Consider the following 26,014-nt stretch of genomic DNA (forward strand, 5'->3'; position numbering starts at 1 on the left):
ATTTAAACTAAAATTAGTTAATTGTAAGGGCTTTCATTATTGGTATTACAAAACTTTCGGAGGTGTCTTATGGGGGGCAGAAAAAAATCGTTACTTCGTATTGGAGCGGTAGCACTTTTGTCACTGAGCGTTGTTCTATCTGGCTGCTCAATCAGCGGCAGCAGCAAAGGTGGAAATTCCAAAGCGGACAGTGTCAACAGCGGAGAGGTTGGAGCGGCAAATCCAATTGAAATCTCAGTCTTCTTGAATGAAGCTGGACAGCAGCCAACAGCGGACAACAAAATTTACAAAAAGCTGAAGGATGAGCTTGGCGTTACCTTCAAATTTGAATTTCTTGCGGGCGACAAGAACCAGAAGCTCGGCGTTATGATTGCTGGCGGGGACTACCCGGACCTGATCTCGGCAGATACAAAGCTGACCGCTGCGGGAAGCGTCATCCCGTTGGAAGATCTGATCGAGAAGCATGCGCCTAATCTGAAGAAACACTATGCAAAGTATTGGAACCAAATGAAGGACCCTAATGATGGACATATTTACTATTTGCCAAACTATGGTGCCTACAATGGTGAAGTTGCTGATACCTATTACGGTGGTCCAGCCTTCTGGATTCAAAAGGCTGTTCTCAAGGAGTTCAACTATCCGACTCCTAAAACATTAGATGAATACTTCGATCTGATTAAAAAGTACAAAGAGAAATATCCAACGATTGATGGTAGCCCAACTATTGGTTTTGAAATCCTGAACTATGACTGGAAAACCTGGGGATTGCTGAATCCTCCACAACATTTGATTGGTCATCCAAACGATGGCGGTGTAGTTGTAAACAAAGGTGTGGCAGAAATTTTTGCTGATAAAGATTTCGCTAAGAGGTACTACCAGAAGCTGAATGAAATTAATGCTCAAGACTTGCTCGATAAGGAAACGTTTACACAGAACTATGATCAGTACTTGGCGAAGTTGTCTAACGGTAATGTACTGGGGATGTTCGATCAGCACTGGAACTTTCTCAAAGCTGAGGATTCACTGAAGACGCAGAAGAAGCTGGAGCGGACATATGTAGGCTTCCCTCTGGTATATGATTCCAGCATTAAGGATTACTATCGGGATCGTCCAGCGCTTAATCTGAATAATGGTTTTGGTATTACGGTTAACGCTAAGGATCCGGTAAAAATCCTAAAAGTACTCGATAAACTAATGGATGAAAAATGGCAAAAGCTATTTACTTGGGGTGTTGAAGGCCAAGATTTTTATGTCAATAAGCAAGGTCGCTTCATGAAAACACCAGAGCAGCGTACTAACACTGATGATGCTACCTGGAAGCTCGCCAATAAGGCCGAGGCTTTATACGCTTCCGCACCGAAGCTAGAGGGTTATTTTAGCGATGGCAACGCCACCACGGCAACCAACCAGCCTGAAGAGTATCAAGCAAGCTTGAAGCCATTCGACAAGGAAGTTCTAAAGGCATACGGGATTAATAGCTACGTTGACTTCTTCAGTGCTCCTCCTGAGAACCCTGTCTACTACCCGGCTTGGTCTGCCGATATCGTGGATGGTTCTCCGGCCAAGATTGCCAACACAAAGCTGAACGAGGTTTCTACAAAGTATCTGCCAAAAGCAATCCTGTCAAGTCCGTCTAGCTTCAACTCTGTATGGAACGAATACACCTCCGAGATTCATAAGCTTGACATTAAGGCCTATGAAGACAAAATAAACGAAGTGCTGAAGTGGAGAATTGAGCATTGGACTACTAAATAGAACTATTCCTAAACCGGAAAGGGAGCACTCCTCCCTTTCCGTAAAATATAAGAATGGATAGGGAGTTTGATACTATGGAGGAGATTGCAGTTGGTACCAAGCCAGTTAAACAGGTAGACCCGAAGAAGAAACGCAGCGACAAACGCGTGACCTGGGCTATTATCAAGGATCAGAGACAACTTATCTATATGTCAGTTCCTCTGCTTGCTTATATAGTCTTATTTGCTTATGTGCCGATCTGGGGCTGGTCGATGGCATTTCAAGATTACAAGCCCGCACGAAGCTTTGATGAACAAACCTGGGTTGGCTTCAAACATTTTAAGTTCCTGTTTACAGATGATAATTTTTTACGTGTCCTTCGTAATACACTTGCTATGAGTATGATCAACCTGATTTTTGGGTTTGTCACTGCCATTATTTTGGCATTGCTGCTTAATGAAATTAAAAAGATTTTCTGGAAGAGAGCCGTTCAGACCATTTCGTATTTGCCACACTTTTTGTCATGGATTATCGTTACGGGAATTGTTGCCACTTCTCTTGCCTCTGACGGCATTGTCAACGAAATGTTGATGAAACTGCATTTGATTGATAAACCCATTTTATGGTTGAGTGAAGGAAAGTATTTTTGGGGAGTAGTGGGAGCCTCACACGTATGGAAAGAAGTTGGCTGGAATACAATTATTTATTTGGCCGCCATAGCCTCTATTGATCCGGCTTTGTATGAAGCCGCTGATATTGACGGGGCCAACAGATATCAAAAAATGTGGAGCGTTACTTTGCCAGGCATTAAGCCAACTATTGTTATTCTGTTGATTATGTCAATTGGACATATTTTAGAAGCTGGTTTTGAAGTACAGTATTTGCTAGGCAACGGACTTATTGTGGATTGGTCAGAAACGATTGATATTTTCGTTCTCAAATACGGTATTGCGCAAAGTAACTATTCCTTGGCCACTGCGGGAGGCATATTCAAGACCATTGTCAGTATTACAATGTTGCTGCTCGCAAACTGGACAGCAAAGCGGCTTGGGGAAGAGAGGTTATTATAATGATGAAGAAAACTCAGATGGCTGGCCCAGAGAGTACAATTGCAATCTCCAGACGCCGTCCAGGAAGCAGGGGATTAGAGCCGTTTGTTTTCAGCACACTTAATACAATATTTATGATTATCCTGGTCATTGTTACCTTATATCCGTTCCTAAATACAATTGTAGTGTCGTTTAATGCGGGGAACGACACGATCAGAGGCGGTCTCTATCTGTGGCCTCGGCAGTTCACGTTGCAGAATTATAAAGCGGTATTCGTTTCGGGCACTATTTATAATGCATTCCTGATTTCGGTTGCACGTACCGTGCTTTCGACCTTGCTGAATATTTTCTTGACCACAATGCTGGCTTATGCACTTAGTCGACGGAATTTTGTGTTCCGCAAGCCTATTACTACAGTTTTTGTCCTGACCATGTATTTTAATGCAGGTTTGATTCCGGGCTATTTCTTGATGAAGGACCTGAATTTAATTAATAATTTCTTCGTATATGTACTGCCGTCAATGATCAGCGCATTTAACCTAATTGTTATCCGTACCTATATCTATACAATTCCAGAGAGCTTGGTGGAATCGGCTAAAATAGATGGGGCAGGAGATTTTAAGATTTTTTGGAGAATTATTTTACCGCTCTGTAAGCCTGTGCTGGCTACTATTGCGTTGTTTGTTGCGGTAGGTGCCTGGAACTCTTGGTTCGACGCCTTTTTGTATACCTCGTCCCAACAGGAACTGAGCACACTGCAATACGAATTAATGAAGCTGCTCTCCTCTAGTATGAATGCCAACAGCAATCCATCAGTGTCCAATGGTGTTGGAATGCAGAATGCTACCCAGGTTACACCCATTTCAATTCGCGCTGCTGTCACTGTAGTAGCTTCTATTCCAATCCTGGTAGTTTATCCGTTCATGCAAAAATATTTTGTTGTTGGGCTTAACGTTGGGAGTGTGAAGGAATAAATGAATAACCCATTGGTATCGCAAACTATTCGTTACTCAAATCCCATACTTCCCGGCTTTTATCCTGATCCTAGCATTACTAGAGCGGGAGAGTACTTTTATCTGATTTGCAGTTCGTTTGAATATTTTCCTGGTGTCCCCATCTTCCGGAGTCGGGATCTGATTCAATGGGAACAAGTGGGTCATGTGCTGAACCGACCCAATCAGCTTGATCTGACGGATCGCAAGAGCTCTGACGGCATTTATGCACCATCAATTCGTTATTTTGAGGGCACCTTCTACATGATTACAACCGATGTAGGGGGGATCGGGAATTTTTATGTTACAGCGACCGATCCGGCCGGACCTTGGTCGAATCCGATCCATGTTCCTTACGGTGGTATTGATCCTTCACTGTTTTTTGACGATGACGGCAAGGTGTACGTCACCGCGCAGCAGGGAGCGGACTACGACTCCCATGCCATCCAGTATGAAATTAATATTGTGACTGGAGAAGCGCTTTCGGAGCCGCAGGTGGTTTGGTATGGTGATGGGGGTCCATGGACAGAAGGTCCTCATCTATACAAGATTAATGGAATGTATTATATGATGTCCGCCTCTGGCGGAACAGCAAAGGAACACAGGGAGATTATCGGACGGAGCAACAATCCTTATGGTCCGTTTGAACGTTATCCGGAGCCGATCCTGACGCATCGGGGGCTTGATCATCCGATTCAATATTTGGGCCATGCTGACCTGGTAGAAGATGTAAAAGGGGATTGGTGGGCTGTTTTTCTCGGCGTTCGGTTGACTGAGGATGGTTACAGCGTACTTGGTCGTGAAACCTTTCTGGCTCCGGTCATCTGGAAGGACGAATGGCCGTATATCGACAATAACGAGGGCTGTGTCAAGCTGGAAATGTCGGTTGTGCGTCTGCCCGCAGCGACACCCAACGCTACGGGCGTCACTGTGGGCGAAGGCCGGGACGATTTTGCCGCAGACCATCTCGGACCCGAGTGGATCTTTGTGCGAAATCCGGCCGATGGTAGTTATTCGCTTGATGAAGCTCCTGGGTCTTTGACATTGCATGGACAGGCGGCGGGACTCGGGGATGTCGGCCGGATTGCTTTTGCAGGCAAAAGACAGCAGCATAAGCAGGCAAGCTTCACCACTCGTATGTCGTTTACGCCAACCGCTGAAGGTGAAGAGGCCGGATTATGTGCACGCCGGGATGAGGATGCCCATTATGAGATCGGGGTGTTGCGTTCTGGAAACCGCAACCGAGTCATGGCCCGTCTGACCATTCGCGGAGAATCCCAGATCGTCTATGGGGCTGAGACAGAATCGGAGCGAGTTTTGCTAAGAATTGAAGCGACTGAGGATGAATATGCTCTATCCTATTCGGAGGATGGCGAGAACTGGTCCAGTATAGCTACAGGTCCGGCACGGGCGTTGTCTCCGGAGGATTTTGTAAATAAAATGTGCTTTACTGGGGTAGTCATTGGGCTGTATGCAACAGGAAATGGCAGCTTAAGTGGGGTACCTGCGCACTTCGATTGGTTTAAGTATCAGGCTAAGTAGCCGTAAGTGTTTACCGATAGCCTGCCCAAGGAGGAAAAGGATGAATTTATCGACGCGGAAAGAAGCTTCATTAAAAGAATTATACAAAGACGATTTCCAGATCGGAGCGGCGGTCAATCCTCTAACTATTGAGATTCAGAAATCGTTGCTTGCTTACCACTTTAACAGTATTACAGCGGAAAATGAAATGAAGTTCTCAAGCTTGCATCCAGAGGAGGAGGTGTATACCTTCGAGAATGCCGACCGACTAGCTGCATTTGCCAAGGAGCATGGGATGGCAATGCGCGGTCACACCCTGGTCTGGCATAATCAAACGCCGGATTGGCTGTTTGAGAATGAACAAGGCGGTCCGGCGGATCGTGCCTTGCTGCTGGAGCGGCTCCGCTCGCATATCCAAACGGTGGTTGGACGGTATAAGGATACTGTATACTGCTGGGATGTGGTGAATGAGGTCATCTCGGACGAGGAGTCAGACAAGGAGGAGTTCCTTCGCCCGTCGAAATGGCTAGACATCGTCGGACCTGATTTTATCGCCAAGGCTTTCGAATATGCGCATGAAGCAGATCCCAAGGCTCTGCTGTTCTACAACGACTATAATGAGTCCCATCCTTATAAACGGGATCGTATCTATCGGCTGGTCAGGTCGCTGCTGGACCAGGGAGTGCCGATTCACGGCGTGGGTCTTCAGGCGCATTGGAATTTGTTCGATCCTTCTCTAAACGACATCCGCGCAGCCATCGAAAAATATGCAGAGCTGGGACTTCAGCTCCAACTAACGGAACTGGATCTGTCAGTTTTTCGCTTTGATGACAGACGTACCGACCTGCTTCAACCTTCGGAGGAAATGCTGGAACGGCAAGCGGAGCTTTACGAGGCGATTTTCCGTCTCCTGAGGGAATACCGCGACTGTATCAGCGCAGTCACATTCTGGGGGGCTGCCGACGATTATACCTGGCTGGACGGCTTTCCGGTCAGAGGCCGGAAGAACTGGCCTTTGTTATTCGATCAATCGCACCGTCCGAAGCTGGCTTATGAGCGTGTTGCTGCGCTGGCGATTCAACCATAGTCAAGCCACTCAAATAGATGTACAAAGATAAAGTTCTCTGTTTTAATAGTTGAAATATTTAAGCTTTAATGCAATAGCTCCTGAATTTGCCCTTATGGCGATCAGGAGTTTTTTGATATCATCGGAAAATTGCAATGTATTGCTCATCACCTGAGCCCTTGGCGGGGAGCATTTTCCAGAAGCTACTCCTTATACGAGAGGTGAGTGGTTGTAACGTTCCGGTTATCCTACCTCTTGTTGCAGTTGAAGTAAACAATTCCATTTAATTGGATGAGGATTTAGGCGTGCTAAATATCCGGATAAGCTCTAAACAGCTTTGAATCAGGCGTAGAACAATGTAGAAACAAGGACTGGTTAGGTCTTTGTAGACAATATCCTTTTGAGAAAAAGAGAACCCGAGTCTTTGAAAAGACCCGGGTTCTCGAGTTTTTCGCCGAATGCACTTACTCGGCTGAGACGTTTATACTTTCTATATTCGGTCCTTCCATACCAGTAGTTACCACTTTAAAAGTGTTGTTTCCGCTATTCATAGGTACCTGGATCGTTTTTTCGCCCCAGGTTGCCCAGCTACCAGTTGCTGTAAAGGCAGCATTACTGATCACTTTCGTTCCGTTAACATAAACATCTAGATTTCGAGTCCCTGTATCTAGCGCATACCGGAATTTCACATTTTTAGTTCCATTAACAGCGCAGTAGATGCTATTCCACTGTATGGTTGCATCGGTTGAAGCATTAAAGTTGGCATATTGGATAGTGTCATCACCCGAATAGGTGGCTTCTACTACGGAGTGGGTCAATGTTGTATCCGCCTCCGCTCCATAAGTCGTGTTGCTGATGGACTTGCCACCCAATTCACCTACAAAAGTTGTAACACTTTGGGCAGGGAGCTGGGCTGTAAAGGCACCGCCAGACAGATTAATGGCCGATCCTGCTGCCAGATTTCTACTGCCGTCCGTTACCCATGAAGATACTCTCGATGCAGTCCCGTTCTGTAGGGCGAACCTTTGGTTTACTGCTGAAGTACCTCGATTAATTGCAACAATAACTACCTTGTTGTCACCTTTATATGCAGAGGTGTAGATGTTTGTATTTGGATTCTTCGTTGCATCTACTCGTACATATCCGGGACGAACAAATTTCGAGAAATGAGCCATATTATAACCACGTTTGCTTATTGTACCGTCCTCATTCATAGGACCGTATTGTCTACGAATGTACCACCATACATATGTCTGAAAATCTCCCTCTACCATAGCATTGTGCATATGATATGAAACATCCAATGCCTCGGGCCAGCGATCTGCCGAGTTATTGTCGCTATTTGGATAGTATACTTCCGTCATCCAAAGTTCTTTTCCCGCTCCTTTTTGTTTGAAAAGAGGATAAAGGAAGTCACTAAATTTAGTACCATAAGTATGAGTACCAAGAATATCCATATTAGCAAGAGCCTGCGGATCGTTTAGAATTGGGTCTGACATATTTTTTAAGTATGAAAATGACTCAGGAGCGATAACTCTGCAGTTAATAGATCCAGCATTTTCTTTCATAAAACGAAGCATTTCTTTTGGAGTCCACCATGTCCAAGTATGTGCATAATCAGGTTCATTTTGAACGGAGATAGCATATAGATCCACGCCATTATTCTTCATGTAAGATACGAAATCGTTAAGATGCTGCGCATATGCAGCGTACTTATCGTATTTAAGGCGTTTTGCTTTTGTATCACCTTCATGATTAAAGGTCTCAGTCATGTCACTTGGAGGATTCCATGGTGAAGCAAAAACGATTCCTCCACTTTGAATCGCACGTTTTGCAGTTGGTATTTCTTTGTACCAGTTATTTTTATTGTCGTCTACATAAATTCTTAACACTGAAAAACCTAACTGATTATTTCCATTACCAAAAGCTGTTTCTCTTTGAGATGCTGTCAAATCCCCAATCCAAGCCGGATGGTTTATTCCTCCAAAACCGCGAATCACTTGTTTTTGTGCCGATAAGTTAATGGTTACATCACTTGCTGCTGAAACTTCTGAAGGTGCTGATATGCTAAACATGAGCGGTAGTGCAGTTACAAATGCCAATAATACGCAAATTGATTTTTTTACACGTGAAATCATTCTTTCATCTCCTAATAAAAATAATAATTTCCTAAACCTGTAGCTGTGGAAATATAATTTCTATTTTACGAATGTTCAAACGATCGTTCTATTCTGATCACCCCCTTTCGTATTGTGGAGCACCGGGTCACCCATTTCTTACCTTGTTTCATTGAAGTCCCCCATAAATGAGGTTTCGCTTGGAACTTTTCCTACAAGATCAGCCCTCAAAGGACAGGTTTAGTCCAAGGGCAGCAAATAATAACAGTTAAAATAGATCTTTAATCATTGAGAGCGCTTTATAATAGATATAAAAGCACTTTAATTACAATCTTATCTGGATGTTGGATATTGAAGGGAAAGGTCTTTATTTCCGAAAGGAAGCGTTTATTCAGTCTGATTGCGTAAAATCCTGGGGGCTTACTAAAAAGGAGGATTGCTACTGTTCTGGTTGTTTTGCCCGAGATAACGTTCTAGCTCTTAAACACGAGTGATGAGACATTGAATTTAGTCTATTAAAAAGATAATAAACTGTTATTTCATCTTATTTATATCACGAAATTGCTGTTTTGTGAATTTTTTTATTCACTAAAAATTATGAATATAAACATATTTAGGTTTTTTTGTTAGAAGCATAGAGAAGCTCTTCGACATTTGCTGAGCACCTAACTGGTTACGCCTATTAATGACGGCCGAATTCACTATTACGGCTTGCATCTCCGTAACCAAAAATGTGTAGTTCTATTGTCTCATAATATAATGAGATGCTGATTTTGTTGTTAGTGATATTTCATATACTGCAGTCTAGGTTGAGCCGCAAGCTGATTTACTATATAGTTGTGACTGGACAACCATTCCATCCATATTAAATGAATGCCAAAGTAGGGGGACCCTTGCAATGATTATTAAACCGAAAATTCGTGGTTTCATATGTACGACTGCACATCCTGCAGGATGCGCGGCTCATGTTAATCGTCAGATCAACTACATCAAAGACAGCACATCACTACAAGGAGCTAAAAAGGTACTTGTGATCGGAGCATCTACTGGATATGGGCTGGCTTCTCGTATTGCTGCGAGCTTCGGTCTGGGAGCGGACACCATAGGGGTATCCTATGAACGTCCCGCATCAGAGGGGCGTACGGCTTCAGCAGGCTGGTATAATACAGTAGCCTTTGAAAGAGCGGCCAGAGCAGCTGGCTACATAGCAGAAAGTATTAACGGAGATGCTTTCTCTCATGAAATTAAGCAGGAGACGTTGAAGCTGGTAAAGGAAAAGCTGGGCAAGGTAGACCTGATTGTGTATAGTGTCGCTTCACCGCGACGGACACATCCCGACACGGGTGAGACCTTTAATTCCGTTCTCAAGCCTATCGGACAGTCTTTTTCGAATAAAACAGTGAATACCAATACAGGTGTCGTATCAGAAATTACGCTAGAACCGGCTACGCAGGAGGAAATTGAGAACACCATCACGGTAATGGGTGGCGAAGATTGGTCCTTGTGGCTAAAAGCGTTGGAAGAAGCTGATCTGCTGGCTGAAGGGGTAACCACATTGGCTTACTCGTATATTGGTCCCGAAATTACAGAGGCTATCTATCGTAAAGGAACCATTGGCCAAGCTAAAAATGATTTGGAAGCTACAGCACACACTCTAACAAAGCAACTGGAACGTTATCATGGAAAAGCCTATGTTTCTGTGAATAAAGCTTTGGTTACACAATCCAGTTCGGCTATTCCGGTCGTGCCTTTGTATATTTCTTTGTTGTTTAAGGTCATGAAAGAAAAGGGACTGCACGAGGGATGTATTGAGCAGGCACAACGTCTGTTTGAGACGCTATACAGTGGGTCCACTGTGGAAACGGATGAAGAAGGACGCATCCGCCTGGATAACTGGGAAATGAGAGACGATGTGCAGCAGGCTGTCAAAGCAGCTTGGTCCGAAATCACTACAGAAAATGTATCTGAATTAGGTGATCTCGAACAATACCGTCTGGATTTCCTCCAATTATTTGGATTCGGGTTTGATGAAATTGATTATGAATTAGATGTTAATCCAGAGGTTGATACAACTTTATAAGTGAATATTTGTAAAACAAAAACGGGTACTCTCAAGCGATGCAACTGCTTAAGAGACCCGTTTTTTATGTATACTGTCAAAAAAAACAAGTTCACTAACAGCATTTATCGAGAATTAGACGTGGAAAGTGACTTACGGTGCAGCAAGCGAAAAATGGCAATGGTTATGATAATCCCTGCTACGCCAAAGACTGCAACAGAAGTCAGGGCCCGATAAGCTTGCCAGCCGAACAAAAAAGCAATACCACTGCCAAACGTTGTACCTGCCAGTAACCCAAGTGCACAGGCAATATCCGTTCCAAATTTCATAAACATGTTCCTTTCGAATATATAAATTAAAAAGTAACTTGTACTTTTTTTCTGGACTTGGACACACACTTGTGCGTACAATTAAATAGTAATCGTTTTCAAACGGAATCTATTAGTCATTATGGATCATTCTTGTGCAAATTATTCCTTTTTCAGGAGGCTGATGAAATGAATATGAATGAACAGATCAAGTTGTGGAACGAAGAGGCGCAGGCTAGTAACACTGACCATCCTCACCGAAAGGTTGAATTGTGTATCGAGGTACGAGATGGAGCACTGGAGTCTGTTGTTCCTTATTTGAACCAACTGGATTATCGTCATGTAACTCTAGTAGAAGATGAGCATACTTCGGCGGCGGCAGGAAAAAAAGTGGCTGAGCTGATCCGTGAGGTAGGTCTGACAGTTGATGTAGTTCGCTTACCTCCGAATGCTGTAGGGGATGTCATTGCTGATGAAACCTATATTATGAAAGTGCTGCTGGGTGTGGTGGATAAGAGTCAGGCTGTACTTGCTGTAGGCTCCGGCACAATTCATGATCTGGTTCGCTTCGTATGTTATAAAATGAATCGTCCGTTCTTGTCAGTACCGACGGCTGCTTCGGTGGATGGTTTTACCTCCGCAGGCGCACCACTAATTGTGGACGGCAGCAAGCAGACATTCCAAGCAGTTCCGCCAGAGGCGATCTTTGCTGATTTGTCCGTGCTGGCAAATGCGCCACAGACGATGACTGCCGCCGGTTTTGGCGATATGCTCGGTAAGTTCACCTCACTAGCGGACTGGCATGTTTCCAGAGATTTGGGAAACGAGCCGTATTCACCTGTGGCTAATCGCATTACCGAGGAGGCTCTGCGTGACTGTGTAGAGCATGTCGATGAGATTGCGGCAGGCAGCAAGGCTGGTGTCGAGGTATTGATGAATGCGCTGATTGCATCCGGTATTTCGATGCTGATGATAGATCATTCTCGTCCAGCGTCAGGGGGAGAGCACCATATTTCCCACCGAATTGAAATGGATTTTATTGCAGAGGGACGCAAGCAAGTTTTGCATGGTGCCAAAGTAGGCGTAGCATCCGCATTGCTGTCTGACCTGTACAGGGATTTAGCAGCCAGTCAGGATGTAGAGGCTTTTAAGGTGTATCGGGCTTTGCCTACGTCGGAGCAGATGCGTGCATGGCTGTCTCAGGTTGGAGGCCCATCTACCATTGCCGAGCTGGGGGTTACGGAGGAACAGCTTGCTCGTGCATTGCGCACGGCTCATACCTTACGTGATCGCTATACTGGACTCAAGTATATGAATGAACATCAATTGCTTCGTTCGTAATGTGCAACATCTACACAAATTGTCCTTAGATATTCGGCCAGTTATGTGTGGCAAGGTAGGATAAGTGAATGGGTTTACACCTCCGGCAGCAATACGACGATATCCTGCTCCTGTAACACTTGTATGTACAAATGAACGGTATGCTATAATCGTGGAATATGAACAGGTACACGATATTGCAAGTACGGAGGAAATTATGGCGCCCAAATATATACAAGTTAAACAGGAAATTTTGTCCTGGATTCATTCATCTAAACTGGAACCACAAAGCCAGCTTCCATCTGAGCATGAAATGTCTGAACAATTTGCCGTTAGTCGGCAAACGGTGCGTCAGGCGCTGGGTGAGCTGGTGCAGGAAGGATGGCTGTTTCGGATGCAGGGCAAGGGAACCTTTGTCGCGACACGGGACAGCAAGCAGCCCGAAGATCCAAAGACGATTGGAGTCGTTACAACCTATATATCGGATTATATTTTCCCATCTATTGTACAGGGAATTGAATCTAAATTGAGTCGCCAGGGATACAAGATGCTGCTGTCAAGCACAGGTAATGACCCTGAGCAAGAAAGTCAGTGCCTGGAAATGCTGTTGAGTCAACCGCTGAGCGGAATTATTATTGAACCGACTAAAAGTGGAGAGCGTAACCCCAATCTGAACTATTATTTAACCGTGGAAAATCGCCAAATCCCTTATTTGATGATCAATGCGCGTTATGAGGAAATGGATGCGCCATGTCTGCGAGTAGATGATGAAAAGGGTGGTTTTTTGGCGGCCGAGCATCTGATTAAGCTGGGACACCGACGCTTGGCCGGATTTTTCAAAACCGATGATATGCAAGGGATTCTTCGTATGAAAGGATTTGTGGCTGCTCACCGCAAATATGGAGTGACATTACACCCGAACGCAGTAACGACTTACCGGACAGAAGAAAAAAATGAGATTCCGCTACAACGTGCGTCGAGTCTGCTGGCGATGGAGGCGGGAGAGCGTCCTACTGGATGGGTGACCTATAATGATGAGCTGGCTGTTCGACTCCTGGATATTGTACGTTCGGCGGGCCTGAACATTCCCAATGATCTATCGCTGGTTGGGTTTGATGATTCATTTTTGGCGACAGCAACGGAAATCAAGCTAACGACAATTCGGCATCCAAAGGAAGAATTGGGGTTACGTGCTGCCGATACCATGCTGTCGATGATTGAAGAGAAGGGGTACCATGAAGAAGATCGTCAGTTAATTCTACCGCCTGAGCTCATAGTTCGTGAATCTACGGGGCCTGTCCAGGTCATGCCTGGAGAACACTAGGCTAGGAGACCAGTCGCTTTTATTACTTAACATGTCAGGACAAGTTAGTAAGTGTACAGCTTCAACGTTTAATATTTGATGGGCATGTTTCTCGCGATACCGAACAGTCTGTTTTCTGGATTGCAGAAATAGACTGTTTTTGCTATGTTTTTTCTGAAAATGAGTACAAAAATCTATCGAAAAAATACATAAAAAAGACTAGCTAAGTTGTACGTACAAGCATATAATGAAAGCGGAACCAAGAATAAAGGGTCGTTACAACCCACCTATAATTTCCCATATGAAGCTGGTTTTAGTCACCTCCTCCATTGCAGATTTCAGAAATGATAGTAAAAGGTGTGCCTTATACATAGTAGAACAATTGAAAAAGGAAGTATGGGAGGCCAATTTGGCTCTTCCAAGGCGCGGCCTATGAAGAACTGAGCGGAGCAACTGGTTGTAATGAATCTACAAGGCGATATTGTCGAAGATGACCTTCGGCCTTCGTCAGATACGCCTACACATCTGGCATTGTACCGTTCTTTCGTTCTGAATACAGAATTCACCTCAATGGATCAGGCGCTGCTGGATAAGCATTTTCTGCGCAAGCATGGGGCGAACGCTTATGATGGTCAACGATAAAGGAGGAGGCACACAAATGAGCAAGTATACTATTGGTGTCGATTATGGAACGGAGTCCGGCCGTGCGGTTATTGTTGACCTGTCTGACGGAACTGAAATTGCTACACATGTTACACTTTACCGTCATGGAGTTATTGATGAAGTATTGCCTGGTAGCGGACGCAAATTGGATATGGATTGGGCGCTGGAACATCCGGCTGATTACATTGAAGTGCTTACTACTTCCGTACCTGCTGTTATGAAGGAGACTGGGATTTCTCCAGACGATATCATCGGAATTGGAATTGATTTCACAGCATGTACGATGCTGCCGATTGACGCACAGGGACAACCGTTGTGCTTTGACGAGAACCTAAAAGATAACCCGCATAGTTGGGTGAAGCTGTGGAAGCATCATGCAGCACAGGATGAAGCGGACCGTTTAAATAACATTGCCTCGCAGCGCGGAGAGGCGTTTCAGCCCCGCTATGGAGGGAAAATTTCTTCCGAATGGATGATCGCAAAAATTTGGCAGATTCTGAACGAGGCACCGGACATTTATAATCAAACAGACCGCTTTGTAGAAGCGACTGACTGGGTAATTTCCCAGCTCAGCGGGGAACTGAAGCGTAATCAGTGTACAGCTGGCTACAAGTCTATTTACCATCATCGCGATGGTTATCCGGATCGTGAATTTTTCAGAGCGCTCGATCCGCGTCTAGAAAATTTGACGGATACGAAGCTGCGCGGTGAGATTTATGAATTGGGTGCCCGTGCGGGTGGATTAACAGAGGATATGGCCGCAAAACTCGGACTGAATCCGGGAACGGCAGTAGCGGTAGGCAATGTGGATGCACATGCGGCTGTTCCGGCAGTAGGCGTCGTCACACCAGGCAAGCTAGTGATGGCGATGGGAACTTCCATTTGCCATATGCTCCTCGGTGAGGAAGAAAAAGAAGTAGAGGGTATGTGTGGCGTTGTAGAGAACGGAATTATTCCGGGCTATTACGGGTATGAGGCTGGACAATCGGCGGTAGGAGACATTTTCGCATGGTTTGTGGATCATGCTGTTTCGGGCGAAGTGAAGGAGCAGGCAGCTGCGGAAGGTATGAACGTCCATGTATGGCTGGAGCGTAAAGCGGCTGAATATAAACCGGGCGAAACCGGATTGCTGGCCCTGGATTGGTGGAACGGTAATCGTTCTCTGTTGGTCGACACCAACCTGACGGGGCTGATTGTCGGATATACGTTGCTGACGAAGCCAGAGGAAGTGTACCGTACATTGCTGGAAGCAACTGCGTTCGGAACACGTAAAATTGTCGATGCGTTCCATCATAACGGCGTGCCAGTACACGTATTGTATGCGTGCGGTGGTTTGCCGCAGAAAAATCAACTGCTGATGCAAATTTATGCCGACGTAACCGGACGGGAAATTAAGGTTGCTGCTTCCACCCAAACTCCTGCGTTGGGCGCTGCTATGTTCGCAGCAGTGGCTGCGGGAGCTGAAACTGGAGGGTACGACGATATTGTCGTAGCAGCGCGTCATATGGCACGTGTACGGGACGAGAGCTTCAAGCCGATCCCTGAGAACGCGGCCGTGTATGATAAGCTGTACGATGAATACAGCCGTCTTCACGACTACTTTGGACGTGGAGGCAATCCGATGATGAAAAAGCTAAAGTCCATCAAGGAAGAAGCCAAACGTTCAACTGAAACGGCAAGCATTCATTCTTAAGAAACTGACAAAATATAAGCAAGCAGTATTTAAAGCTCTGTTATCTAAAAAGCACAGTACGCCGAGGAATCGGCAGACTGTGCTTTTTTGCATTTTATATTCTGTGAATTACATGATGTGAAAGTCTCAGTGGATGAAAGATGGTAATGCGTTCCTTTCAAAGACTTTCATGAAAATCACAAGCATTTCTCTTTTACGGACATTTTACTTTTTCAGCATGGCATCAGCAAACAAAATGGATTTTGGAATACGGAAAAACTGTTCCGCCTGATCCTGGAAGGTTTGCGAAGGAACGGTACCCTGATGCAACCATTTCCGAAATGTACCGGGGTGAACGCCAATCCAATGACTCACATCGGTCACCGAAATATCATGTACCATGCATAGACCCGCCAAGATCCGATTTTTAACCGGAGAACGAGTCACAGTCCGTTTCATAAAACGGGACGGCGCTGGTTGACAGATGAGTGGTGAACGCCGGACAACCTCTTCATTAAATAGAATATGGTGCGGATAACCAAGTGTATTACACGTCTTTTCCAGATTAGTGTTGCCGGGAATGCGACCTTCATATACCCACGCACTGACACTACGGGAGGAAATGGAAAGCTCCTCGGCAAGTTGGGACAGTTTAATGTCATTAGCCATCAAAACGGCAAGCAAAACGCGATTGCGCACTTGACAGCGTGTTGGTTTACGAAAACGTTTGACACGCACGCCTTTTCCCAAATATTTGCGATTGATCAGAGACCACGCCTGAATGGAATGTTTATCTTGTTGTTTAGGCATATACCCTCCGATTTTTTTAACCACATACTACTATACCCGAAGGGGGGTTTGCAAGTGACTCCTCTCCTGATTTTCTTTTAATCCCATGGGCTTAACCGGTTTATGGAAAATAAGGTCCATTTGGCCTATAAAAATGGAATTTTAAGGTGTCGATATATTAAAACGTGACATTATTAATGGAAATGGAGGTAATATGTTCTTCTCTTGCGATTGTAGGATTACAGAGACTAATAAAAATGTCATTACAGTTAGTCCTGCAGTACCTTCACTAGGTAAATATGGTTTAAGTGTTAAGGACTATACCGCAACCGCATTAAATTATGTAGTTAAAGGACGGAATTTTGAACAAGACTTTGGGTGAAGTAGGCACTGGAAAAACGGTTTACTTACCTACGCAGTATAAAATTAAGTGGTGGCACTCTAAAGCATATAAGGCTTGGCAAATGGTCAGAAACCATAAAATGGACTCCGTAATAAATGCTTTGCAGGAGAAGAGGTATAAATGAAAGTGAAAAAAACATTGTTATTACTAAGCATTCCGTTGTTGTTGGCATTTGCAATCATAGCGTTCATTGCTTTACCTTGGCTTCTAATATTCATAGGGAATCAATTAGAACCTAATCCTTCACACCCTGAAATCACATATGGGAAATTTCCATTTCGTTTGGAATATGAAATTAACGGGCAACGAAAGGTTATTCAAGATACGTTAATATGTGAATATGATGGTATTGGTTCAAATGAAGGTCGCGGAAAATATCGTAAGTGGAGGGAAGTATTAGCCGGCGGAAATAGACTACTACCGTTGCTAGAAGTCAATAGCAGAATGGAAATATCCTATTATCCAGGGATTGCAGAGTACTATATGGGGGATTTGGAAAGTACCGACGAGTATCAGCAAACCGTTGCTGACTCTATATTTATTGAACAAGAAGGCATTATCATTAAAAAAGATGGAAGGGTTTTTGAAAATGATGGAAGGACTATTAACACTCAATTTTCCAATTCAAATGAATTACTTAATAAATACCGTATTAAATTGATAAGTTGGGACTCTACCCCACCAATCAAGGATAATTTTCCTGAAGCCAAATAATAAGAAAAATGAAAAATTTCGTTTTTCGAGAAGCGGCTTTATTAAAACACAAATGAGACTATTCTAGCTTGTTTTAGTAATAATCAGTTTTCAACGTGTGTATATTATGTCATTATCAAAGCTGCAAAGGACGACTATACGAGTAACTTAAAACTAAATTATAAAGCACTTGAAATTCCTTATGGTGATTTCAGGTGCTTTTTTTTTGCGTCTCCGTATAATTCTATAAATCTAGTAACATAACTATGACATTTGGGGGATATAGCTTCTTCATAGGAGAAGGCATACAATCCATTTCATTTTTATCCTTCTAAACACAGTCGATTTATTCACAACTTTGTAACCTTCTCTGGCAGGGGGGTTGCGAGATTGTTTTCAAATTGTTTTACTATATTTACCTACTATAGTCTGTTAATCTATTAATATATATAGGGGGAACGAAAAGACGTCCGGTTCAGTCGGTTCATATACGTTTATGTTCTATATGTTGAGTGAATGTCTATATTGCCATGTCCATATCGTCATGTCTGTATAACTTCATAGACAAGCTAGAGATAGCTCCCGCACATTATAAAATACAGCACAGGATGGTGTAATGAATGAAGCTTTTAAATGCAAAATGGATGGCTGTATGCTTGATGGCAATCTGTTGTTTGGGTTTGCTAGGTATACATACGAATACGGCGAGTGCACAAGCGAAGGCTCCTTTGCTGGGGGTCAATGATGTGTTGCTAGATTCAAATACGATTCAGCCCGTAATGGAAAATAATAAGTTGTATGTACCTGTCGTTACATTAGGGCAAAAGATGGGCATTTCTACTTCTGCCAACGGAAATACATTGGTGCTGACTGGGCATAATCGCAGCTTTACGCTGAATTTGAACCAGGAGGATGTGTTCGAACGTGGAGGACGTACGATGGTGCCTATCCGCACTTTGACAGATGCGTTCGGCTTCACTATTACGCTTCCAACAAGTAATCTATATCGAATTCAGAACGCAAATGCTAGTTTGTCTGATGCTCAGTTTTTGAATGCATTCGCAACAGAAATTAAACAGTATGCAGCTGTCAAACCGGGCAAAGCCAGCAATACAGGCAACAAGGGGACCGCCTCATCATCCAGCCGTACGATTTATTTGAGCTTCGATGATGGCCCAACGGCGCACACTTCGCAACTGTTGGATATTTTGGATAAATATAATGCGAAGGCTACTTTCTTCATGCTGGGACCTGAGATTCGTCAACATAGCTCAGTGATGAAAAGAATGGTAGAGGCGGGTCATGGTTTGGGCCTGCATGGGATGACGCATCAGGTGAAGAAAATCTATGCATCCCCGGCAGCAGCACTCGCAGAGATGAATCAGGATAACGAGATTTTATTTCAGGCCACAGGGAAACGCACTTCTTTGATTCGTACACCTTATGGCAGCAAACCATATTTGAAGAAAGCATACCGCGATCAACTGACGGGTGCAGGCTATCATATTTGGGACTGGAACATTGATTCCAATGATTGGCGTTATACTAAAAATCCAGAGCATTTTGTACAGACTGTCCTAAGTGATATTAGAAGATTGAAAAAGCAAGGCAGAACACCAGTCGTTCTTATGCATGATAAGCCATCTACGATCAAGGTTCTTCCACAAATCATGGCCGCTTTGCAGAAAGAAGGATATTCGTTCGAGCCGTTGAATGATAACCTGACTCCGCTTAATTTTTGGAATGATCATCGTTAATTGAATAGCATGAAAGAAAAGACACCTTTTCAACCATTGTATAGTGGTTGAAAAGGTGTCTTTTTGTTGTATTCGCTCGAAATTGTGAAGTTTGCAGCATGCTTTATATGAATCTATGAATTCATGTCTATGCACAGGTCATATGACTTTACGGGTTACCACGTCGCTGCATATATTACAGTAACCGCCCCGAGAGGAGGAGAGGTATGAATATTAATCCGAGTATGTTTAGTATGATTTGTGCTACCGCAGGAGCCCTTATTACGTTTGCCTTTGGCGGCTGGAATCAGCTAATGGTGCTATTCACGGTTGCAATGGCTGTTGATTATGTGACTGGAGTCGCCGCAGCAATTAAGACTGGGCAAGGTTTAAGCAGTAAAGCCGGCTTTTGGGGGCTGGCGAGAAAGGCTTTAATGCTAATGGTGATTTCTTTGGCGCATCACGTGGATCTCCTGATGGGTACCGAAATCATGAAAGGGGCAGCGACGTATTTTTATTTATCCAATGAATTAATCTCTATTACGGAAAACTGTTCACGAATGGGTCTGCCGCTCCCACCGAAGCTCAAGAATTTTTTTGCCCTATTAAAGGACAAGGAGTCTGATGGTAAAAATGGCGGAAAAGATCACTAGAATTACAAAGTTTCTTTCCGTATGTGGGGCGTTATGATAAAATTTTCAAGAGAACATTTTAAGATAAGGAGCCTATACGCATGATTAAACATATTGTTTTGTTCAAATTGAAAGACCGCTCCCCCGAAAGCATTGAGCAAACAGCATCCATCTTGCGCAGCATGAACGGCAAAATCAAAGAGCTGCTGTCACTCGAAGTAGGTACGGATGTGATTCGTTCGGAACGTTCTTATGATATTTCCCTTACCGCTGTTGTCGAAACACTGGAGGATTTGCAAACGTATCAGGTACACCCTGTGCACCAGGAAATTATTGTACACATGAATGAAGTGAAGGATGTATCTATCGCAGTTGATTATGAAATCTAAAGCGATTACTGGAGGTGCAGGACCTTGTATTATGTCAACCGGGAACAAATTGAGCTTCGACTAGGGGCTGTTCCCGACATTGTCGCCGGACTTCGCCAGACTTCTGCTGTCTGGAACGGCGATCTGTTGCAGGGGCTAGTGCAGGAGCGCTGCCTTCATCTGGCAATTGAGACGGTAACGGACGTAGGAAGCTATATCATCGACGGATTTATTATGCGTGACGCTAGTAGCTATGAGGATATTATCGGTATCATTCATGAGGAAGGTGTACTGGATGATACCGTATTTCATTCGCTAGTAGAGCTGGTAGGCTTACGTAAACCCCTAGTACAGGAGTACTTCCATTGGGACCGGACAAGCCTTCACCCGCTTACACTAAAGCTGCCTGGGTTGCTGGAGCTTTTTGCATCTAACGTGCATGATTATTTAAATAAGGAATTGGGTCCCCAGCCCGAGGGAGTGTAAAGGCAAAAGTGACGGATAAGTATATCGTACCCGAAATGCCCACTAGGCGCATGATCATGACATTATTGAAAACCCAGGGACCTGTGGGCGTCGGAAGCTTGGCAGCTCAATTGGGCATTACCGAAATGGGAGTGCGCAGGCATCTCAAATTGATGGAGCAGGATGGTCTGATCGTGGCTACGATCGTGAGACAGGCGATGGGACGCCCGACGTTTTTATACAGCCTGAGCGAGCAGGGAAGCGAGCAGTTTCCTCGTAATTATGATCATCTGTTACTGGAACTGTTAGAGGAGCTGGACGAAGAGCAGGGAATGGAAGCTGTTTACTCGCTGTTTGATGGTAGAAAACGTAAAATGATGAAGCGCTACGCCCCTCATATGGAGGGGGAGACTACACTGGCTTCACGTGTGGAAAAGCTTTCGGGCATTCAAAATGCTTCCGGATATATGGCAGAGTGGCGAGAGGAAGAGGACGGTAGCTACTCTATTGTGGAATACAATTGTCCTATCTCTCAAATTGCAGGCCGTTATCGCAAGGCTTGTGAATGCGAGCAGCAAATGTTTGAGGAGCTGCTTGATGCCGAGGTTGTTCGTGAGGATTGCTTGGCGGATGGGGGCCGTTGCTGCCTGTATCGTATCCGCTCTAAAAAAAAGTAAAACTTTTCAGGCTTGTTTTCTGTATCATGACAAGCTCTCCATGCTTATAATGCACTAACAGATGGGCATTCGCCCGGGCACAAGGGAGAGATGATGATGAAGGAGAACTGCAAAAGTTTTATCCGAGGCGCGTTGGCAGGCAGCATTGTTGGTTCGGTTGCTGCTTTGTTATTTGCCCCTAAGTCAGGTCGCGAGCTGCGTCAGAATATTACAGATCAGGCGCGCAACGTAAGTGATAAGGGACAGGAGCTAGCGGGGAAAATTTCAGACACCTCAATTGAGTATACTGACAAAATTAAGGAGACAGCCTCAGCCGTCATTCATGAAATCGGGCAATGGCGTAAAAAGGGTGAAATTATTCCTGAGGTTAGTATTTCATCAGCGACGGTTCAAGAAGATACGGAAAAAGATGCTCTGTAACGGTCTGTAAAACGTAGGTGAAACACTGAATACAGTTTGAATTCGTGGCTTCTCCCGTTGGGGTGGAGCCTTTTTATTGATCACTTCCTCGTTTTAGGGTAATCTTTTGGGGTACCTTTTACATTAATACGACATAAGGTATGTAGCAACGGATAGCTTTCCGAGATGAAACAACTCATATTTGAACAAAAAGGAAGCGGTGTGTACGTGCAGCAAGCGATTGCAATTTTGGATTCCGGTGTAGGAGGTTTGACGGTTGTAAAAGAAGTCATGCGTCAGCTTCCACGGGAAAAAATCATTTATTTTGGAGACACTGCGCGCACTCCGTATGGCCCCCGACCATCGGAAGAGGTTAAAAAATTTACAGAGCAAATGGTTGATTTTCTGATTCAATTTGATCCGAAAGTCATTATTATTGCTTGTAACACGGCTACTGCCGCGGCATTGGACTATATAAGCCAAAAGGTATCCATTCCGGTGATCGGAGTCATTCACCCTGGGGCTCGTGCTGCGATTAGTGCGACTGCTACCGGGCATGTCGGGGTGATTGGGACTGTCGGTACGATTCGAAGCGGAGCGTATACAGCTGCGCTCAAGCAATTGTCTCCTTATGTAGACGTGGTGAGCCATGCTTGTCCTGCGCTTGTTCCATTGGTGGAACAAGGCTTATTCCGCTCCAAGACGACATCGCAGGTTGTGGAGGAGACATTGAGACCTATTCAAACGTATCCGATTGATTGTCTGATTCTTGGTTGTACGCATTATCCCTTTTTGAAGGAAACGATTCAAGAAGTCATGGGGCCTGCAGTAAAGCTCATTAGCTCGGCAGATGAAACGGCGCGTGAGACGAGTACTATTTTGTATAACAAAGGCAAGTTGGAAGCTGGGGACGAAACGCCGGTACATCAGCTCTTTTGTTCCGGCGATCCTGAATTGTTCCAGCGCATTGCCGCACAGTGGCTCGGGGAGCAAATTCGCCAAACGCCTGTCGTCTGGCAAGTCACCAATTTGGATTAACGAGACAGCCGACTTTTTTTGTCATTGGACAAAAGAAGTCGGTTGTTTTGCTTTTCGCTACATCAAGACACGCCGCGTCTGCATAACATGCAATAAGGCAGATGGAAGGGGCGTAGTAAGATGAGGGAATATATCGTTCAAAAAGGAGATACATTGCACCGGGTCGCCTCGGCTTTTAAACTATCGGTGGATACTTTGATCGTAGATAATCCGTGGGCCGCCACGCAACCCTACCTGATTAGTGGTCAAGTGTTATATATTCGTCCGTCTACGGATCGTAAATACGTTATTCAGCCTGGTGAGTATGCAAGACAGATTGCCAAGCAGTTTGGTGTGGAGCTTGATGAGTTACGGCTAGCCAATCCAGGACTTGCGGAGCATGATTTTACGGAAGGAAAAACAATTGTTATTCCTGAAGACCATCAGGATCAGATTGTACGATTACGTGGAGAGTATGGATATGAAGATTTAAAGGAAGACCTAGCGGCCTTGGCCCGCAGATATCCGTTTATTGAAGTTGGCAGCATTGGCACCAGTGTCATGGGGAAGGATATTCCTTATGTACGTATTGGGCAGGGAACGCGTAAAATTCATGCCAATGCTTCTGTTCATGCTAATGAATGGCTGACGACGCCTTGTTTGCTGCGTTTTATAGAGCAATATGCACAAGGGATCGATGGGACTGAAGAACATATAGGGACCTCTCAATGGGTGTATGGAGGTTCTCCGCAGGATTTGCTGGAGCATACTTCCCTATGGGTGGTTCCGATGGTCAACCCGGATGGGGTAGAGCTGGTGCAACAAGGTGTACTCCCAACTCATCCGTTGTATCATGACCTCAAAAAGTGGAATGAAGGACGTGCTGATTATCGCGGTTGGAAGGCCAATATTCGTGGTGTCGACCTCAACGATCAATTTCCGGCATATTGGGAAGAGGAGGTACGCAGACGCGGTAAAATAGGTCCGTCTCGACGAGACTATGCAGGACCTGCACCTTTGTCTGAACCAGAGTCCAAAGCGCTTGCTGATCTGACGGAGCGCGAACAGTTCGACATGGTGTTATCCATACACAGTCAGGGACAGGAGATCTATTGGAATTATCGGGATCTAGAGCCTAAGGAGAGCCGAGATTGGGCCTTACGGCTAGCTGCCGCAACAGGGTACCGGGCGGTAAAGCTGGGTGGGAGCGATGCAGGGTACAAGGATTGGTTTATACAGCGATTTGGTAAACCAGGGTTTACCGTTGAAGTCGGTCTAGGTGTAAATCCGCTGCCCATGCGTGATTACGATGATATTGCAGCAGAAGTGGGCATGTTAATGGCAACAGTGCTGTCATGGTGAAAAATTCGGCCTACTGAAACGTATCGAATCATTTGCGCGTATTAGGAGGAACACGTTTTTTATAAGTGTTCCTCTTTACATGTCCCTTCAATGGGGGATATATACTTAGGAGCATTCGAAATGGAGTGAACAACTATGAAGTGGAAAAGATTACTATCTCTCCGTCAATGGTCACATGTATTTCGTCGTATGCCCCGATTTATTACTTCATCAAGGATTCCGCTGGGAGAAAAGTTACTCTTTGCGGTGCCTGTATTGCTCTATTGGATATTACCTGATGTCATGCCATTTATGCCCATCGACGATATTGGTGTGACGCTATTGCTTATGAATTGGTTTGTCACCCGTGCCGAACGAAAATATCCAGATGTGCTTGAAAAGCAGCATGTACGTGTTCGGTAGATAAGCTTATGAATTTCGTGATTGCGATTTTTCACGATTTTCTTTACAATAGGAATATTGCCTTTTGCTATGCTGAATATAATTGTGATCTATTGGCTCATGATGATGTTTCAGACGCAGCTATGCTGCCATAGTACCTCCTTCCCTCTGGGATAGAGGCTAATTATTTGAGTTGTTGATTTTACCCGCTAGGTTGTGTGGTGTGGATATGTATCCAATGAACCACATTTCATTTAATGAATATGAAGGAGATGAAGTTTGATGAACTGCAAAATTACTCGTAACGCAGCTAAAGTATTGAAACTTGAACTGGATAAGGAAGAGAACCAAGGGAAGAGCCTGCGCGTTGTTATTACTCATGCTCATGGAGATCATGCTCATTACGGGCTGGATTTGGACACGCCTAAAGAAACAGATACTGTCGTATCTACAGATAAAGGTATTGACGTAATTTTGGAAAACGGCCAGCCGCTGCTGGATGGTGTAAAAATTGATTACTTGTACTTCCCCGAAGAAGGATTTGTCATTACTAACCCTTCCCAAGGTAATCACGGCGACCACTAAGCCGGAGCTCGGAGGAATGACAGATGGCCAATGATATTCGCGTATGTGATGAATGCAATCATATCCGCTTGAAAACGATCTTGCCCAAGTTGCAAAAGATGGCACCAGATGCCGAGATCAAAATCGGCTGCAAATCGTATTGCGGTCCTTGTGGGAAACGAGCGTTTGTATATGTGAACGGACGTTATGTGAGTGCGGCCACAGAGGATGAAGTATTGGAGAAGGCTGCGCGCTTTATCAAATAGTTCCAGTACGCAGCATTCACAATTTTTGAATAGTTCCCCTTCTTCTGATCCATGCTAATGGATGTAGACCACTGCCCAGAAGGAGGAGTGACTCATGGCCCAATATGATTCTAATCTCGACAATCACAGTGTTGAAGCTCAAACACAAAACTCGGTGGACAGGCTACACAATGCCGTCTCTCAGGCATTGTCACATCCGGCTGAGCAACTGATTGAACAGGCGGAGCAATCTCGCACTCATGCTGAACATGCCATACAGCAGGCAAAGGATAGCCTTGGTGACGACTCAGTAGAAGTTGCGGAGGACATGCTTGGTGAAGAGGTACAACGGCTTGAACAAGCTAAAAAAACGTTGCGTTCCTAGTGCAGTCGAGTGACAATCCATATAAAAAAGCACGATCCACAGCACTTACAAGCTGATGGATCGTGCTTTTTTGTTATATACAGGGCAGTTATGC

Annotated in this window: 25 protein-coding genes and 2 pseudogenes; 23 read left to right on the forward strand and 4 right to left on the reverse strand. The window is 44.6% G+C overall.

Annotation, left to right across the window (positions count from 1 at the left end; genetic code table 11):
* Positions 1-69: 69 nt before the first annotated feature.
* The 5 genes from KAI37_RS08350 to KAI37_RS08370 all read left to right on the forward strand — a co-directional run bounded on the left by KAI37_RS08350 (position 70) and on the right by KAI37_RS08370 (position 6,383).
* A complete protein-coding gene (locus tag KAI37_RS08350) occupies positions 70-1,755 on the forward strand; it encodes an ABC transporter substrate-binding protein (RefSeq protein WP_220031053.1) in 1,686 nt (561 codons plus the stop codon).
* Between the two features lie 74 nt (positions 1,756-1,829).
* Positions 1,830-2,804 carry an ABC transporter permease gene (locus tag KAI37_RS08355; RefSeq protein ID WP_220031054.1) on the forward strand — a complete coding sequence of 325 codons (975 nt, stop codon included), beginning with the start codon at positions 1,830-1,832 and terminating at the stop codon, positions 2,802-2,804.
* A 17-nt stretch (positions 2,805-2,821) separates the two neighbouring features.
* Entirely contained in the window at positions 2,822-3,757 is a 936-nt protein-coding gene (locus tag KAI37_RS08360) for a carbohydrate ABC transporter permease (RefSeq protein ID WP_372238691.1), read from the forward strand.
* Positions 3,758-5,317, forward strand: coding sequence for a glycoside hydrolase family 43 protein (locus KAI37_RS08365; protein ID WP_220031055.1), 1,560 nt, complete (start codon positions 3,758-3,760; stop codon positions 5,315-5,317).
* Positions 5,318-5,357: 40 nt separating this feature from the next.
* Positions 5,358-6,383, forward strand: a complete 1,026-nt coding sequence (locus KAI37_RS08370) for an endo-1,4-beta-xylanase (protein ID WP_076292541.1) — start codon at positions 5,358-5,360, stop codon at positions 6,381-6,383.
* Positions 6,384-6,826: 443 nt separating this feature from the next.
* Here KAI37_RS08370 and KAI37_RS26310 read toward each other — a convergent pair whose 3' ends face one another.
* Both KAI37_RS26310 and xynC read right to left on the reverse strand, forming a co-directional pair.
* Positions 6,827-7,234 (reverse strand): carbohydrate-binding protein, encoded by a 408-nt coding sequence (locus tag KAI37_RS26310; protein ID WP_258383083.1) that lies wholly within the window; start codon positions 7,232-7,234, stop codon positions 6,827-6,829.
* Positions 7,235-7,240: 6 nt separating this feature from the next.
* Positions 7,241-8,500, reverse strand: a pseudogene (gene xynC / locus KAI37_RS08375) (glucuronoarabinoxylan endo-1,4-beta-xylanase XynC); the annotation flags it as partial.
* Positions 8,501-9,377: 877 nt separating this feature from the next.
* On the opposite strand from xynC, the gene fabV reads away from it, so the two are divergent.
* On the forward strand, positions 9,378-10,559 hold the full coding sequence (fabV, locus tag KAI37_RS08380) for an enoyl-ACP reductase FabV (RefSeq protein WP_071640221.1): 1,182 nt from the start codon (positions 9,378-9,380) through the stop codon (positions 10,557-10,559).
* A gap of 104 nt (positions 10,560-10,663) precedes the next feature.
* On the opposite strand, the gene KAI37_RS08385 is transcribed toward fabV, so the two are convergent.
* A complete protein-coding gene (locus tag KAI37_RS08385; protein WP_025719624.1) occupies positions 10,664-10,867 on the reverse strand; it encodes a hypothetical protein in 204 nt (67 codons plus the stop codon).
* A gap of 168 nt (positions 10,868-11,035) precedes the next feature.
* Between KAI37_RS08385 and KAI37_RS08390 the strand changes: the two genes are divergently transcribed.
* From KAI37_RS08390 to KAI37_RS08405, 4 genes and pseudogenes are all read left to right on the forward strand, one after another.
* On the forward strand, positions 11,036-12,187 hold the full coding sequence (locus KAI37_RS08390) for a sn-glycerol-1-phosphate dehydrogenase (RefSeq protein ID WP_071640223.1): 1,152 nt from the start codon (positions 11,036-11,038) through the stop codon (positions 12,185-12,187).
* 196 nt (positions 12,188-12,383) lie between these two features.
* Entirely contained in the window at positions 12,384-13,490 is a 1,107-nt protein-coding gene (locus KAI37_RS08395; RefSeq protein ID WP_220031057.1) for a GntR family transcriptional regulator, read from the forward strand.
* A gap of 388 nt (positions 13,491-13,878) precedes the next feature.
* Positions 13,879-14,015, forward strand: a pseudogene (locus KAI37_RS26755) (class II aldolase/adducin family protein); the annotation flags it as partial.
* A gap of 112 nt (positions 14,016-14,127) precedes the next feature.
* Complete coding sequence (locus KAI37_RS08405) at positions 14,128-15,825, forward strand: ribulokinase (protein ID WP_220031058.1); 1,698 nt, start codon at positions 14,128-14,130, stop codon at positions 15,823-15,825.
* A 204-nt stretch (positions 15,826-16,029) separates the two neighbouring features.
* Here KAI37_RS08405 and KAI37_RS08410 read toward each other — a convergent pair whose 3' ends face one another.
* Positions 16,030-16,614 carry a helix-turn-helix domain-containing protein gene (locus tag KAI37_RS08410; protein WP_007429779.1) on the reverse strand — a complete coding sequence of 195 codons (585 nt, stop codon included), beginning with the start codon at positions 16,612-16,614 and terminating at the stop codon, positions 16,030-16,032.
* Positions 16,615-17,116: 502 nt separating this feature from the next.
* Between KAI37_RS08410 and KAI37_RS08415 the strand changes: the two genes are divergently transcribed.
* The 13 genes from KAI37_RS08415 to KAI37_RS08475 all read left to right on the forward strand — a co-directional run bounded on the left by KAI37_RS08415 (position 17,117) and on the right by KAI37_RS08475 (position 25,920).
* Positions 17,117-17,710 carry a hypothetical protein gene (locus tag KAI37_RS08415; protein ID WP_220031059.1) on the forward strand — a complete coding sequence of 198 codons (594 nt, stop codon included), beginning with the start codon at positions 17,117-17,119 and terminating at the stop codon, positions 17,708-17,710.
* A 599-nt stretch (positions 17,711-18,309) separates the two neighbouring features.
* The gene (locus tag KAI37_RS08420; protein ID WP_220031060.1) at positions 18,310-19,446 is read left to right on the forward strand and encodes a polysaccharide deacetylase family protein; all 1,137 of its coding nucleotides are present in this window, start codon (positions 18,310-18,312) and stop codon (positions 19,444-19,446) included.
* 206 nt (positions 19,447-19,652) lie between these two features.
* Positions 19,653-20,078, forward strand: a complete 426-nt coding sequence (locus KAI37_RS08425) for a phage holin family protein (RefSeq protein WP_076292550.1) — start codon at positions 19,653-19,655, stop codon at positions 20,076-20,078.
* Positions 20,079-20,158: 80 nt separating this feature from the next.
* A complete protein-coding gene (locus tag KAI37_RS08430) occupies positions 20,159-20,446 on the forward strand; it encodes a Dabb family protein (protein ID WP_220031061.1) in 288 nt (95 codons plus the stop codon).
* A gap of 24 nt (positions 20,447-20,470) precedes the next feature.
* Positions 20,471-20,911 (forward strand): DUF86 domain-containing protein, encoded by a 441-nt coding sequence (locus KAI37_RS08435; RefSeq protein ID WP_071640228.1) that lies wholly within the window; start codon positions 20,471-20,473, stop codon positions 20,909-20,911.
* Between the two features lie 8 nt (positions 20,912-20,919).
* Positions 20,920-21,567, forward strand: coding sequence for a helix-turn-helix transcriptional regulator (locus KAI37_RS08440; RefSeq protein ID WP_023987987.1), 648 nt, complete (start codon positions 20,920-20,922; stop codon positions 21,565-21,567).
* Between the two features lie 96 nt (positions 21,568-21,663).
* Positions 21,664-21,987, forward strand: coding sequence for a YtxH domain-containing protein (locus KAI37_RS08445; protein ID WP_023987988.1), 324 nt, complete (start codon positions 21,664-21,666; stop codon positions 21,985-21,987).
* 207 nt (positions 21,988-22,194) lie between these two features.
* The gene (racE, locus tag KAI37_RS08450; RefSeq protein ID WP_023987989.1) at positions 22,195-23,004 is read left to right on the forward strand and encodes a glutamate racemase; all 810 of its coding nucleotides are present in this window, start codon (positions 22,195-22,197) and stop codon (positions 23,002-23,004) included.
* Between the two features lie 120 nt (positions 23,005-23,124).
* Positions 23,125-24,345 carry a M14 family metallopeptidase gene (locus KAI37_RS08455; RefSeq protein WP_104495898.1) on the forward strand — a complete coding sequence of 407 codons (1,221 nt, stop codon included), beginning with the start codon at positions 23,125-23,127 and terminating at the stop codon, positions 24,343-24,345.
* Between the two features lie 135 nt (positions 24,346-24,480).
* The gene (locus tag KAI37_RS08460) at positions 24,481-24,747 is read left to right on the forward strand and encodes a hypothetical protein (RefSeq protein WP_071640230.1); all 267 of its coding nucleotides are present in this window, start codon (positions 24,481-24,483) and stop codon (positions 24,745-24,747) included.
* 261 nt (positions 24,748-25,008) lie between these two features.
* Entirely contained in the window at positions 25,009-25,311 is a 303-nt protein-coding gene (locus KAI37_RS08465) for an iron-sulfur cluster assembly accessory protein (protein ID WP_013309686.1), read from the forward strand.
* A gap of 23 nt (positions 25,312-25,334) precedes the next feature.
* On the forward strand, positions 25,335-25,556 hold the full coding sequence (locus KAI37_RS08470; protein ID WP_007429791.1) for a YuzB family protein: 222 nt from the start codon (positions 25,335-25,337) through the stop codon (positions 25,554-25,556).
* 94 nt (positions 25,557-25,650) lie between these two features.
* Positions 25,651-25,920, forward strand: a complete 270-nt coding sequence (locus tag KAI37_RS08475; RefSeq protein WP_023987992.1) for a hypothetical protein — start codon at positions 25,651-25,653, stop codon at positions 25,918-25,920.
* Positions 25,921-26,014: the final 94 nt, after the last annotated feature.

The sequence above is a fragment of the Paenibacillus sp. S25 genome (assembly GCF_019454085.1).
GTDB lineage: Bacteria > Bacillota > Bacilli > Paenibacillales > Paenibacillaceae > Paenibacillus > Paenibacillus polymyxa_B.